This is a genomic window from Streptomyces sp. HUAS YS2 (assembly GCF_033343995.1).
GTDB classification, from domain to species: domain Bacteria; phylum Actinomycetota; class Actinomycetes; order Streptomycetales; family Streptomycetaceae; genus Streptomyces; species Streptomyces solicathayae.
The window spans coordinates 7,063,149-7,076,527 of record NZ_CP137573.1; the positions used below are offsets into that span (position 1 = coordinate 7,063,149).

The window sequence follows — 13,379 nt, forward strand, 5'->3', positions numbered from 1 at the left end:
GCGGCGGACGGCGGCGCGCCGGGTCCGTACACCCTCGCCGACTACGCGACCCTGGCCCGTGCGGGCATGGACCAGGGCGTGTGGGACTTCTTCGCGGGCGGCGCGGGGGAGGAACGGACCCTCGCGGCCAACGTGGAGGCGTACGACCGGGTGCGCTTCCGGCCGCGCGTGCTCACCGGGGTGGGACGGCCGGACACCACGACCCGGATCCTGGGCCGTACCTGGGCGGCGCCCGTCGGGGTCGCCCCCCTCGCGTACCACACCCTGGCGGACCCGGCCGGCGAGGTGGCCACGGCCGGGGCCGCCGGCCGGGCCGGTCTGCCGTTCGTCGTGAGCACCTTCGCCGGACGGACCTTCGAGGACATCGCGCGGGCCGCCGCGGCGCCGCTCTGGCTGCAGGTCTACTGCTTCCGGGACCGCGACACGACCAGCGCGCTCGTCGAACGGGCCGAGCGGGCCGGCTTCGAGGCGCTGGTCCTGACGGCGGACGCGCCCCGGCTCGGCCGGCGGCTGCGTGACCTGCGCAACGGCTTCCGCCTGCCGGACGGCATCGTGCCCGCCAATCTCACCGGCGCCGATTTCACGTCGCCCGCGGACCACGCGCTGGCCGAGTTCGACGCCACCCTGGACTGGGAGGTGATCGACTGGCTCCACTCGATCAGCTCACTGCCGGTCCTGGTCAAGGGCGTCCTGACGCCCGCCGACGCCCGGCAGTCGGTCGCGGCCGGGGCCGCCGGCATCGTCGTGTCCAACCACGGCGGTCGCCAGCTGGACGCGGTGCCCGCGACGCTCGACGTCCTGCCCGAGATCGCGGACGCCGTCCGGGGTGCCTGCCCCGTACTCGTCGACGGCGGTGTGCGGCGCGGCTCGGACGTGCTGGCGGCGCTCGCGCTGGGCGCCGACGCGGTGCTCCTGGGACGTCCGGTGCTGCACGGCCTGGCGGTCGGCGGCGAAGCGGGCGTGGAACAGGTCCTCGGCACCGTCGTCGACGAACTCGCGGAGACGATGATCTTCACGGGCACGCCGTCCGTCGACCGGGCGGGTCCCCCGCTCGTCGGAGGACCCGAGCCCGCCGGCGGGCCCGCCGAGCCGCCGCTGAAGCGGACGGGCGTGGCCGGGCTCCGCAGGAGCGAGCTGCACGGCAGCGTCAGCGACCCGGTCCTCGACACGATGAACTTCCTCAACGAGGTCACCCACCGCTATCCCGACGCGGTCTCGTTCGCACCCGGCCGACCCTACGACGGGTTCTTCGACACCGAGGACGTCTTCACCTACCTGCGCCGCTACCTGGACCACCTGTCCGCGCAGGGGGCCGGCCCCGAGCAGATCCGCTCCGCGATCTTCCAGTACGGGCCGACCGCCGGCCAGATCCGGGAGCTCGTCGCGGACTCGCTGCGCAAGGACGAGGGGATCGACGTGTCGCCGGCCTCGGTGGTCGTGACCGTGGGCTGCCAGGAGGCGATGTTCCTCGCGGTGCGGGCCCTCATCTCGGGCCCCGAGGACGTGCTGCTCGCGTCCAGCCCTTGCTACGTCGGCATCACCGGCGCCGCGCGTCTGCTCGACGTCGAGGTGGGCGCCGTGGAGGAGGGCGAGAAGGGCTTCGACTGCGCCGCCCTGGAGGCCGCGATCGTGGCGGAGCGGGCCCGGGGCCGGCGGCCCCGCGCTTTCTACGTCATCCCCGACCACTCCAACCCCTCCGGCACCACGATGACGCTGCCCGCCCGCCTGGAACTGCTGGACCTGGCCGAGCGGCACGACATCCTGATCCTGGAGGACAGCCCGTACCGGATGGTCAGCCCCGGCGAACAGCTGCCGACGCTCAAGTCCCTGGACCGCGAGCGCCGGGTCGTGCACCTGGGGTCGTACTCCAAGACGCTCTTCCCCGGTACCCGGGTGGGCTTCGTCGTCGCCGACCAGCCGGTCGTCGACGACGCGGGGAACACCGGTCTGCTCGCGGACGAACTCGCCCGGATCAAGAGCATGCTGACGGTCAACACCTCTCCGGTGAGCCAGGCCGTCACGGCCGGCATGCTGCTCTCCGTCGACGGCCGGACCTCGGAGCTCAACACCCGCACCGCCGCGTACTACGGCGATGCGATGAGGGTCACCCTCCGGGAACTCGAACGGCGCTTCCCGGAGGACGAACGGGGCCCGCTCGGCATCAGCTGGAACGAGCCGGCCGGCGGCTTCTTCCTCGCCGTGAACGTCCCGTTCCGCGCGGACAACGCGGCACTGGAGCGGTCCGCGGAGGAGTTCGGCGTCATCTGGACGCCGATGTCCTACTTCTATCCGCAGGGCGGGGGCGAGTCGAGCCTACGGCTGTCCGTCAGCTACCTGAGCCACGAGGAGATCGTGGACGGCGTCGACCGGCTGGCGCGCTTCGTAAGGGCGCAGACGCAGTGATCCGACAACAACTCAAGGAAGGGCACGCGGTGCTGGCAGCAAAGCTTCTCATCCGCAGCAGGACCCGTATGTGGGGGTGGACATTCCGATGACCGCAGGAACCATCACGCCCGGGATCGACCTCATGGGGGCCCGCGCTCCCCAGACGAAGACCACCGCCTCCGCCCGGATCGTCGGTGTCGGCACGGCGAACAGCGAACACTCCTACTCCCAGCAGGAGCTGCTCGACCACTTCTCGATCGAGGACCCCAAGGTCCGCTCGGTCTTCCTCAACAGCGCCATCGACCGGCGCTTCCTCACCCTCCCCGAACTGGACGCCGACGGCGCCCTGGTCGAGGAGAGCCAGGGCGAACTGCTTGACAAGCACAAGCGGATGGCGCTCGACATGGGCGCCCGGGCCGTACTCGCCTGTCTGGCGGACTCCGGCCTTGATCCGGCGGACATCGACTACCTGTGCTGTGTGACCACCACCGGGTTCCTGACCCCGGGGCTGAGCGCGCTGCTCATCCGCGAGATGGGCCTCTCGCCCCGCACCAGCCGGGTCGACGTGGTGGGGATGGGCTGCAACGCCGGCCTCAACGCCCTCAACGCCGTGGCCGGCTGGTCCGTCGCCAACCCGGGCAAGGTCGCGGTCGCGCTCTGCGTGGAGGCGTGCTCGGCCGCGTACGTCATCGACTCGACCCTGCGCACCGCCGTGGTGAACAGCCTCTTCGGGGACGGCGCGGCCGCGGTCGCCCTGATCACGGACACCCCGGACACCGCGCACAGCGCTCCCGAATCGCCGACCGATTCCGGCAGTCCGCGCATCCTCTCCTTCGCCAGCCACCTCATCACCGACGCGATCGACGCGATGCGCTTCGACTGGGACGACTCCCAGGGCAAGTTCAGCTTCTTCCTGGACCCCCAGGTCCCGTACGTGGTGGGCGCGAACGCGGAGCAGATCATCGGCCGCCTGCTGGACGGCGCGGGACTGCGCCGCAGCGACATCAGCCACTGGCTGGTGCACTCGGGCGGCAAGAAGGTCATCGACGCGGTCCGGGTCAACCTGGGCCTGACCCGGCACGACGTGCGGCACACGATCGGTGTCCTGCGCGATTACGGCAACCTGTCGAGCGGCTCCTTCCTGTTCTCCTACGAACGGCTGCTCCAGGAACGTGTGACCCGGTCCGGGGACTACGGCGTCCTCATGGTCATGGGACCCGGTTCCACCATCGAGGCTGCGCTGGTGCAGTGGTGACGGAGGCGAAGATGAACGACGCGACAACGGAGACGGTCCTGCCCGCCGGCATCGAGGAGACGGCGGACCACGTTCTGCTGCGCATCGACGGCCGGCAGGCGCTCTCCGCGGAGATCGTCGCGGCCGTCGCCGCGGCCTGCGACCAGGCGGAGGACCAGGGCGGGCGCGCCAAGCTGATCGTCCAGGTGTCCGGCACGCCGGAGAAGCCCCGGGCCCGCGGCCTGACCGTCTCGCTGGTCAACAAGTGGGAGCAGGTGCTCCGCCGCATGGAGCGGCTGCCGGCGGCGACCATCGCGGTCGCCACGGGCGACTGCGGGGGACTGGCCCTGGACGCCTTCCTCGCCGCGGACTACCGCATCGCGACCCGCTCGGCCCGTCTGACGGTACCGGTGGAGGACGGGGCGACCTGGCCGGGCATGGCGCTCTTCCGGCTCGCGAAGCACGGTGCGAACGCCGCGGTGATCCGCCGGGCCGTGCTCTTCGGCACGCCCGTCGAGGCGGCCGACGGGCTGGCCCTGAACCTGGTGGACGAGGTGGTCGACGACCCGGCGAAGGCCGTCGCCGTCGCGGTGGAGCGGTCGGGCGTCGTGGCCGGGGCCGAGCTGGCCATCCGGCGCCAGCTGCTGCTGGACGCGCCCACGACGAGCTTCGAGGAGGCACTCGGCGTGCATCTCGCGGCGTGCGACCGCGCGCTGCGCCGGGCCGCCGCGGCGGGAGCCCGGTCGTGAAGCTCACCGAACCCGCAGGGGGTGGGGGACGGGACGCGCTCGGGGCGGTCTGCGGCGAGCCGGCGCAGGCGCGGGCCGCACTGGCGGAGGCCGCCGCGCGCTCCGACGAGGTCATCGCGGCCCTGCCCGAGCCGGCGCTGCGCTCGCCCGCCCAGCGGGCCGCCGCCGCGGCCGCGAGCTCCGAGGCCCGGGCCCTGCGCGCCGCGTTCCTGGGCGTGCACGCCGACGCGGTGTACGACGAGCTCACCGAGGGCCGTACGCGCTATCTGCGGGTCGACGCGCTGGCCGACGGCGCGGCGACGGCCTTCCCCGGTCTGGTGCCGACCCCCGAACGGCTGGCGACGGAGCGCTCGCGGCCGCAGGCGGACAAGGAAGGGGACGAGATCGACCAGGGCCTCTTCTTCCGGGCGGTGCTGCGATCGCCGACGGCCGGCCCGCATCTGCTCGACGCGATGCTGCGTCCCACCCCGCGGGCCCTCGGCCTGCTGCCGGAGTTCCTGCGCACCGGCGAGGCGGACCTGGGCTCGGTGCGCCTGGTGCGGACCGACGGAGCGGCGCGTCTGACGATGTGCCGCGACGACTGCCTGAACGCGGAGGACGACCAGCAGATCGACGACATGGAGACGGCGGTCGACCTCGCGCTCCTCGATCCCGGGGTGGAGGTCTGCCTGTTGCGGGGCGGTGAGATGACGCATCCGCGTTACCGGGGCAGACGCGTCTTCAGCGCCGGGGTGAACCTCAAGACGCTCCACGGTGGCGGGATCTCACTCGTGGACTTCCTGCTGCGCCGGGAGCTCGGGTACATTCACAAGATTCTTCGCGGCGTCCTGACCGAGAACGCTCCGGGAGGACTGCCGGCCACGGTGGAGAAGCCGTGGGTGGCGGCCGTGGACACCTTCGCGATCGGCGGCGGCTGCCAGATCCTGCTGGTGTTCGACTACGTACTCGCCGCGTCGGACGCCTACGTCAGCCTTCCTGCCGCCAAGGAGGGCATCATCCCCGGGGCGTCCAACTTCCGTCTGGGCAGGGCCGTCGGCCCGCGTCTGGCCCGGCAGATGATCCTCGGCGGTCGCCGGCTGAGGGCCGGCGAGCCGGAGGCCCGGCTCGTCTTCGACGAGGTGCACGAGAGCGAGGCGCTGGACGAGGCGGTCGAGGGCGCGCTGCGGCGGCTGCGGGGTTCCGCGGTCCTCGCCAACCGGCGGATGCTGAACCTCGCCGAGGAATCCCAGAGCGAATTCCAGACATACATGGCCGAGTTCGCGCTGCAGCAATCACTTCGCCTGTACAGCTCCGACGTCATCGACAAAGTGGGACGGTTCGCCGCCTCGAGTTGAGGGGCGGATCGATGCTCAAATGAGGCGCAGCAGCAGTTGAACACTCTTGCCGTCCGGTCGGTATACCACCGGCGTTCAGGCTTTGCCCGAATGTCGGCGCGTACTGGCCGGTCGGCATGAACTGCTGTGAGTGCTGTGACTCCTGTGACGAGTGTTCTTCTGGGGAATGTTGATCCGTCCGGTAGACACGGCGGGGTCGGAAAAGTGACGATGGACACGGCAGACAGCAGCGTTACGGGGGGCCGAGATCGTGGTGCTCTGCTGCCCTCCCGCCCGTTCCGGGCCGCGTCATGAGCCGACGCGTCGGGACGGCGGGGGTGAGGTCGGGAACGGCAAGAGGTGGCTCGGCGAACGGTATTCGGATCGCCCTTCAAGTGAGCTGGAGCGGCGTATTCCGAATCGGAACCGGATTAGGTGAATACCTTGATTCAGTCAGTTCGCACACACAGATCGGACTCGGAGAACCTCGGTGGCGAGGGCGGCGATGTTCCGCGGCGTCAACCGGAACGTCAGTCGAATGTCTCCCTGATGTCCATCGACTTACTTCTTCCCGGCGAGTCTCCCCGTTCGCAGGGGCTCGACGAGGAGCACATCGCCAGGCTGGCGGAAATCGACACGCCGATCCCGCCCATTCTCGTGGATCGCCGCACCATGCGGGTGATCGACGGGATGCACCGCCTCATGGCCGCGAAACTGCGCGGCCAGGGGCTGATCGAGGTCGAGCTGTTCGACGGAACGCCGGAAGAAGCGTTCCTGCGGGCGGTGGAGGTGAACGTCTCCCACGGCCTCCCGCTGTCCCTGGCCGACCGGCGGGCCGCCGCCGGCCGGATCATCACCTCCCACCCGCAGATGTCGGACCGGGCGATCGCACGGGCGGCCGGCCTCGGGGCCAAGGCGGTCGCGGCGATCCGCCGTCGCGCGGCCGACGTGCTGCCCCAGCTCACCGCCCGCATCGGCAGGGACGGCAAGACGCGCCCGCTGAGCAGCATGGACGGTCGGCTCAGGGCGGCCGAACTGATAGCCGAGCGCCCGGAGGCCTCGTTACGCGAGGTGGCGCGCCTGGCCGGCATCTCTCCCGCGACCGTCAGCGATGTCCGCAAGCGGCTCGAGTCGGGACTGGCTCCGGTGGTGGAGCCCGCCCGTGCCGCCGAGTCCCCGGCGGACGAGCCCGCGGTGGCCGATACCGGCGAGCGGCGCGTCGAGCACCGCAAGAACCCGTTCCCGGCGGATCCCGCCGCCGCCCTGGAGAAGCTGCTGAGGGATCCGTCGCTCCGGCACAAGGAGGGCGGACGACAGCTGCTCCGGCTGCTGCAGCAGCAGAACGCGGTGGTGACGCGGGCGGGCGAGGAGCTCATGGAGGCCGTGCCGAGTCACTGCGGAACCCTGGTGCTGGACCTGGCCCGGTACTACGCGGGGACGTGGACGGACCTCGCGAAGCAACTGGACGAGCGCGTACGGCTGGAGAACCGACGCGGAGCCGGTGAGTGACGTGGTGACGGTCGGATCATGACGGAGCCCGCAGGATTCGAGGACGCGCGTCAGGAGATCGCCTACGCATTCGAAAACACGGCCTTCCTTCGTCGGCACATGGAGGAGAACGGCCTCCGCCCGGGCGATATCAGGAACGCGGACGACTTCCTGCGGATTCCGCCGACGTCGAAGGCGGACTACCGGCGAAACTTCCCCGCGGGGGTGCTCGCCAAGGGATACACCCTCAACTCGCCGCACGTCATGCGCTTCCAGAGCTCCGGGACGTCCGGCGATCGTCTCAACAGCGCCATCCTCTCCTACGACCTGGCGCGCCGGCAGGCGACGGCCCTCGCGGTCAACCGCCGCTTCGACGATCTCTGGCGTCCCGGCAGCAGACCCAAGGCGTGCCGGTTCGCGCCGCCGAACTGTTCGGACGTGGAATGCGCGACCGGACTGTCCACCCTGGAGGACCGGACGCTCCCGGACGGCACCGTGGTGCTGTCCGTCGCCCACGACCTGATGGCGACCCCCGAATGGCAGATCGTCAAGGCCCTCGACGAGCTGGAGATCTGCCAACCCGACCTGCTGCTGGTGGACTCCACGCACTTCGCCTTCCTGGTCAGATGGGCGCGGCGGCTCGGACGGCGGATCACCTCGCCACGCACCCTGCACATGGTGAGCGGCTACACCCTCATGACACGTGTGGCCCGTCGGGAGATCGACGCGTTCATGGGCGCGGACATGCCGGTCGGCGACATGATCGGCATGTCCGAGCTGGGGTATCTGGGGTTCGAGTGCCACAAGGGACGTCGGCACATCAACAACCGGGACTTCTACCTGGAGTTCGTCCGGGACGGCAGACCGGTCGAGATCGGCACCATGGGCGAGTTGTACGTGACCACGATCGACGACACCCTGGTGCCACGCATCCGGTACGCCACCGGGGACTACTTCACCCCGCTCGGGGACGCGTGCGACTGCGGCAGCGAGCTGCCGGTGGTACGGATCGAGGGCAGGGCCACGCAGGCCGTGCGGCTGCAGGACGGCCGTCTCGTCTCGCCGGGAGCGGTGGACGCCGTCGTCGGCGACGCACCCTGGATCGACCTCTACCGACTGGAGCAGGACCCGACGGGCGCCTGCACCTTCCGGTACGTCGCCAACTCCGGGGAACAGGCCGGCGACGCGTCGGCGCTCGAAGACCGCCTGACCGAGGCTCTGGAGCCGAACCGCGTCCGCGTCGAGGCGGTCGACTACATCGCCACCGAACGCAGCGGGAAGTTCCAGGCGTGCGTGTCCCACCTCTCCGCGGAAGGCGCGTGGTGACCATGAAGGATCCCTGCCGGGACGATTTCCCCGCGCTGGGCCGGGAGATCGACGGACGCGCGATCTCCTACCTGGACAACGCGGCCACGACCCTGAAGCCGCGCTCGGTCGTCCAGGCCGTCTGCGAGTACTACGAGTCCAACGGCGCGAACATCCACCGCGGCAAGCACCGGCTCTCCGAGGAGGCGTCCGATGCCTACGAGTCCTCCCGCACGGTGATCGCCCGGCACATCGGCGCCGCGGCGAACGAGGTCGTCCTGCTGAAGAACACCAGCGAGGCGCTGAACCTCGTCGCCGCCGGCCTCGATCTGGAACCGGACGCGCGCATCGTGGGCTGCCTGGACGCGCACCACTCCCAGCTGCTGCCCTGGCGCAGGGTCGGGCGGCTCGATCTGGCAGGCGTGGACGCGCACGGCCGCCTCGACCGTGAACACTTCCGGAAGCTCCTGAGCGACCGGCCCGAGGTGGTCGTGCTCACGCACTGCTCCAACGTCACCGGGGTCGTCCATCCGGTGCGGGAGCTGGTGGCCGAGGTCCGCGCCGCCTGCGACGCGACGATCGTGCTCGACGCCGCGCAGTCCCTGCCCCACGGGCGCCTCAACGTGCGGGACCTGGACGTCGACTTCATGGCGTTCTCGCTGCACAAGATGCTGGGTCCCACCGGGGTCGGCTGCCTCTTCGGCCGCAGCGAGCAACTCGCGGCGCTGCGTCCCCTGTCGGTCGGCGGGGGCATGGTCGACTGGGTCGACCTCGACGGCAGTGTGGACCGGCGCATCCCGTTCCGGTTCGAGGCGGGGACCCCGGCCGTCGCCTCCGTCATCGGCGCCGCCGCGGCGATCCGGTACCTCGAGGAGCTCGACCCGGAGCAACGCCACCGGCACGACCAGGACCTCTGCGCGGCCCTGGTCGACGGCGCCCTCGCCCGTCCCGGCGTGCGCCTGATCGGCCCCCCGGACCGCACCGACCGGATCGCCCTGGCGTCCCTGCGCCTGGACGCGGGGATCCCCGGCGGCGAGGTCGCCCGGCTGCTGAGCGACTCCTACGGCTACATGGTGCGCAGCGGCCACATGTGCGCCCAGCCGCTGGTCACCGAACTCGCCGGCGGCGAGGTCCTCCGCGTCTCGGCGTACCTGTACAACGAGGTCGCCGAGATCGAGGGCTTCTACCAGGCCCTGGACGAGCTCCTGACCTGGATGGCACCCCCCGCCCCGCGCGGCTGACCGGGGGCGCCACCCGGGGTCCGCCGAGCGGCGCCGGTGAGTGGGCGTTGCGTAGCAACTGCCGTGGAGTGCCGGAGCCGTCGGCGGGGACGGACCAGAGGTCCTTGGTGCCGTCGTCGTGCTGCTGGGCGTAGGCGAGGGTGGCGTCGTCCAGCCAGGCCGCCTGGTCGTCGACGCTGCGGGTCTCGGCCGTGGCGGTGACGCGGCCGGTGGCCACGTCGAGCACGGAGAGCCGCCGTCCCCGGGTCGAGTCGCCGTCGATGGGCGCCTTGAACGCGATCCTGGTCCCGTCGGGGGACAGCGAAGGGCATTCGACCCGGTCGCGCACGGTGCGCACGGTGCGCGCGGCGAAGTCGCCCCGGACCAGGTAGCGGTGACCCTTGGTGTACATGGTCGCGTAGAAGGTGTTGTCGTCCTCGGTGAACGTCACTCCCCAGTAGTTGACGTCGGCCGACCGGTAGGGCTTGCCGTCCTTGACGACGGAGAAGGTCTCCAGGGTCTTGAACAGGCCAGGACCAGGACCAGCAACGGCCGGCCCTGCAGGGAGCCGGACAGGGCCAGATAGACGAGGAGCAGGGCCGTGTAGCCGCTGAGGACGACGGGGACGCGTCCGATCCGGTCGGCCAGGGCCCCGACCGGCACCGCCGGCAGGAGATAGGTCAGGCTGGTGCCGACCGCGAGCAGCGGGAAGCTCCCCAGGGACACCTCCTCCTGGCGCTGCAGCAGCAGATGGACGAAGCCGTCGCCGATGACGGCGAACCCGAGCAGGCACGCCGCGAGGAGCAGCCGGCGCACCGGCGCGACGCGCAGCAGCGTCAGAGCCTCGCGCGGGGAGGCCGGCCTGGCGGGCGGGCGTTCGTCGTGCCGGTCCCGGACGAACAGCACGAGAACGAGCACGCCGAGCGCGGCGATGCAGAAGCTGGTGACGAGTACGGCGTCGAAGGCCTGCCCGGCGACCGCCAGCACGGCCGGCGCGACCAGCGGCCCGAGGAACGCGCCGAAGCTGTCCATCGCCCGGTGCACGCCGAAGGCGCGGCCCAGCGCGTGCGGCGGGGGCCGACAGGGTGATGAGCGCGTCCCGGGGTGCGGTCCGCAGTCCCTTCCCGGCCCGGTCGACGGCGACGACCAGCCCGATCGCGCCGGCCGTGCGTCCGACGGTCAGCAGGCCGAGCTTGGCCAGCGCCGACATCGCGTACCCGGTGCCCGCCACCGCTTTCGGCTTGCGGACCCGGTCCGCGACGTAACCGCCGACGAGCCACAGCAGGGCGGTGGCTCCGGTGTACATTCCGTCGATCGCGCCGTAGGCCAGCGGGCGCGCGGCCGCCGTCGTCGGCCTCATCGGCCTCGTCTGGTTCGTCGAGCGCCTGCTGCCGCCGGGCGGCGCCGCTTAGGCGGCGTCAGGTGTGCGGGCCGGTGCGGCGGGAGGAGGCGCGGGCTCGGAAACGGGCCGTCGTCAGGACCGGGCCCTTGCTCGGTTCGCCCGCGATGCGGGCCTGGAGGAGGTCGAGCAGCGCCAACGTCGTTTCCGTGGCGTGGAGTTCCAGGGCCGAGATGGCGGGGCGACTGTGCCTGGTGTGCTCCGAGTCCGAGGCCGCGGCGAGCATCGTGCGGTCGGGGACGGGGACGCCGCGGGCCGTGAGGCCGGCGAGGACCCCGGCCGCCTGGCGGCCGGTGTGGCAGAGGATCGCGTCGGGGACGCCGTCGTTCACCATCGCGTGCGCGACGCTCTCGCCGCCCTGCTCGCCGGCGCGTTCGGCCGACAGGTAGACGCGCGGCGTGATCCCGGCGCTCGCGCACCACGCGCGGTACGTCGCCTCGCTGTCGATGTTCCAGGCGTTGGGGTCGGTGCCGCGCAGCAGCGCGATCGACCGGGCGCCCGCCGCGGCGAAATGGTCGTAGATGCGCCGGAAGCTCGAACTCTCGTCCTCCGTCGCCCAGTCGACGAAGTCCGGGCGGCTGGGATCGCGGCCCAGCGTCACGTACGGGATCCCGCGCCGTTCGAGCAGGGCGACCACCGAGTCGTCCACGTGCGGCATCGTCACGATGTAGCCGTCGAGCGACAGCGCCAGTGGCGGGGTCGGCCTCTTGGTCGGGTCGGGTACGAGCATCACGCTGAGGCCGCGGTCCATCGCCTGCGCCGAGACCGCGCCGATGTAGCGGGTGAAGACGTCGACGCCCCGGGGCGCGTACTCGCCCAGCGCGTCCAGTGAGCGGATGACGAGTCCGATCGCCCCGACCGACGAACGGCGCAGCCCGCGCGCGAGGGCGTCGGCCTGGTAGTCCATCTCCTCGGCGACCGCCCGGACGCGCAGCCGCGTGGCCGCGCTCAGCGTCCCGGTGTCGTTGAGAGCCATCGACACCGCCGCGACGGAGACGCCCGCGCGCGCGGCGACATCGCGAATGGTGACGCCTTTCGACCGGGTCACGGCGACCTCCTCGGTGCGGAAAACGAACAGGACAAGACCGTTGTATTAAACGTTTTACCTACCTAGCGTGTCGCCCGTTCCCCACTGTGACTGGCCTCACAAGCAAAGGTCCTACGGCACCACCATGAAGCTGCACACTCTGCTTACGACCACCACCGACCCGCATGCCCGGGGCCGTGAGATCGGCACCCGCCACGCGGACCGGGTGCGTGGCATCACCGCCGGCTACCTGGCGCATTTCGAGGTGCTGGGCATCCCGGAGACGACCGTCCGCGCCATCGCCGCCCACAGCCACGACGCCCTGCGCGACTGGTACCCGGGCCTGGTCGAGGAGTCCGACGGCATGGCCGCCGCGGCGGGCGTCGATCCCTGGCAGATGGCCGCGGTCGGTGCGCGGACCGAAGTACTCGCCGCCGCGCCCGGCAAGGGCGAGTGCACCACCGCCGTGTACGCGCCGCCCGCCGGCGGCCCGCCCGAGACGATCCAGACCTGGGACTGGCACGACGCGCTCACGCCGGACGGGCTCCTGCTGTCGCTGGTGACCGGAACGGGACGCCGGGTGAAGCTCTTCACCGAGTTCGGCACGGCCGCGAAGATCGGCGTGAACGACGCCGGCCTCGGCCTGCACTTCAACATCCTGAGGCACCGCTCCGACAACGGCGGCGGCGGCGTGCCCGTCCACGCCGTCGCGCGTCGCGTCCTCGAGGAGGCGACGACGGTGGCGGAGGCCCGCGACATCGCCGCCTCCGCGGCCCTGAGCGCCTCCACCGTGCTGACCGTCGCGACCTACCGGGAGGGCCGGGCCGAAGCGGCGTCCATCGAGATGTCACCCGCCGGAATCGCCCTGGTGCGACCCGACGCCGACGGCTGGGTCGTCCACACGAACCACTTCCTCGATCCCGCCCTCGCCGAAGGCGACATCAGCACCCCGGAAACGGCGTCCACCGAGCGCTACGACCATGCGCGCGCGGTGCGCGGCGCCATGACAGGCCGTACCGCGCCGGAGCGCGCGGCCGCCTTCTGCGGCGGCGACGGTGCCGCGGCCGTCGTGTGCGTGCGGGCCGACGACTCCCAGCCGGCCCACGAGCGGTGGAGCACGTTGCTCACCGCCTCCCTCGACCTTCCCGGCTTCGCCCTCGACCACCGGGCAGGCAACCCGGACACCGCGGCCCGCGAGGGCCTCGACCGGTTCTGAGGAACCCGAGGACCCAGATGCACCCCATGGACAAGGACACGAC

11 protein-coding genes and 1 pseudogene are annotated in these 13,379 nt (G+C 71.6%); 10 read left to right on the forward strand and 2 right to left on the reverse strand.

Annotated features, from left to right (window positions below):
• Positions 1-66 precede the first annotated feature (66 nt).
• The 9 genes and pseudogenes from R2D22_RS32365 to R2D22_RS32405 form a co-directional block, all read left to right on the forward strand.
• Positions 67-1,035 (forward strand): annotated as a pseudogene (locus R2D22_RS32365) (alpha-hydroxy acid oxidase); the annotation flags it as partial.
• Between the two features lie 135 nt (positions 1,036-1,170).
• Positions 1,171-2,403, forward strand: a complete 1,233-nt coding sequence (locus R2D22_RS32370) for an aminotransferase-like domain-containing protein (RefSeq protein WP_318110116.1) — start codon at positions 1,171-1,173, stop codon at positions 2,401-2,403.
• A gap of 88 nt (positions 2,404-2,491) precedes the next feature.
• Positions 2,492-3,640, forward strand: a complete 1,149-nt coding sequence (gene dpgA / locus R2D22_RS32375) for a 3,5-dihydroxyphenylacetyl-CoA synthase DpgA (RefSeq protein ID WP_411977103.1) — start codon at positions 2,492-2,494, stop codon at positions 3,638-3,640.
• Between the two features lie 11 nt (positions 3,641-3,651).
• A complete protein-coding gene (gene dpgB, locus R2D22_RS32380; RefSeq protein ID WP_318108591.1) occupies positions 3,652-4,368 on the forward strand; it encodes an enoyl-CoA-hydratase DpgB in 717 nt (238 codons plus the stop codon).
• A gap of 80 nt (positions 4,369-4,448) precedes the next feature.
• Positions 4,449-5,702 (forward strand): (3,5-dihydroxyphenyl)acetyl-CoA 1,2-dioxygenase DpgC, encoded by a 1,254-nt coding sequence (dpgC, locus tag R2D22_RS32385; protein WP_318110120.1) that lies wholly within the window; start codon positions 4,449-4,451, stop codon positions 5,700-5,702.
• A 528-nt stretch (positions 5,703-6,230) separates the two neighbouring features.
• Positions 6,231-7,190 carry a ParB/RepB/Spo0J family partition protein gene (locus R2D22_RS32390; RefSeq protein ID WP_318108593.1) on the forward strand — a complete coding sequence of 320 codons (960 nt, stop codon included), beginning with the start codon at positions 6,231-6,233 and terminating at the stop codon, positions 7,188-7,190.
• A gap of 18 nt (positions 7,191-7,208) precedes the next feature.
• The gene (locus R2D22_RS32395; RefSeq protein ID WP_318108595.1) at positions 7,209-8,495 is read left to right on the forward strand and encodes a phenylacetate--CoA ligase family protein; all 1,287 of its coding nucleotides are present in this window, start codon (positions 7,209-7,211) and stop codon (positions 8,493-8,495) included.
• Positions 8,496-8,497: 2 nt separating this feature from the next.
• Positions 8,498-9,715 carry an aminotransferase class V-fold PLP-dependent enzyme gene (locus R2D22_RS32400; RefSeq protein WP_318108598.1) on the forward strand — a complete coding sequence of 406 codons (1,218 nt, stop codon included), beginning with the start codon at positions 8,498-8,500 and terminating at the stop codon, positions 9,713-9,715.
• A gap of 140 nt (positions 9,716-9,855) precedes the next feature.
• Entirely contained in the window at positions 9,856-10,086 is a 231-nt protein-coding gene (locus tag R2D22_RS32405) for a hypothetical protein (RefSeq protein ID WP_318108600.1), read from the forward strand.
• 55 nt (positions 10,087-10,141) lie between these two features.
• Here R2D22_RS32405 and R2D22_RS32410 read toward each other — a convergent pair whose 3' ends face one another.
• Positions 10,142-10,726: an MFS transporter gene (locus R2D22_RS32410; RefSeq protein WP_318108602.1), complete on the reverse strand. Its 585-nt coding sequence runs from the start codon at positions 10,724-10,726 to the stop codon at positions 10,142-10,144.
• Between the two features lie 386 nt (positions 10,727-11,112).
• Entirely contained in the window at positions 11,113-12,141 is a 1,029-nt protein-coding gene (locus R2D22_RS32415) for a LacI family DNA-binding transcriptional regulator (protein WP_318108603.1), read from the reverse strand.
• Between the two features lie 124 nt (positions 12,142-12,265).
• Here R2D22_RS32415 and R2D22_RS32420 point away from each other — a divergent pair, with 124 nt between their 5' ends.
• Positions 12,266-13,336 carry a C45 family peptidase gene (locus R2D22_RS32420; protein WP_318108604.1) on the forward strand — a complete coding sequence of 357 codons (1,071 nt, stop codon included), beginning with the start codon at positions 12,266-12,268 and terminating at the stop codon, positions 13,334-13,336.
• Positions 13,337-13,379: the final 43 nt, after the last annotated feature.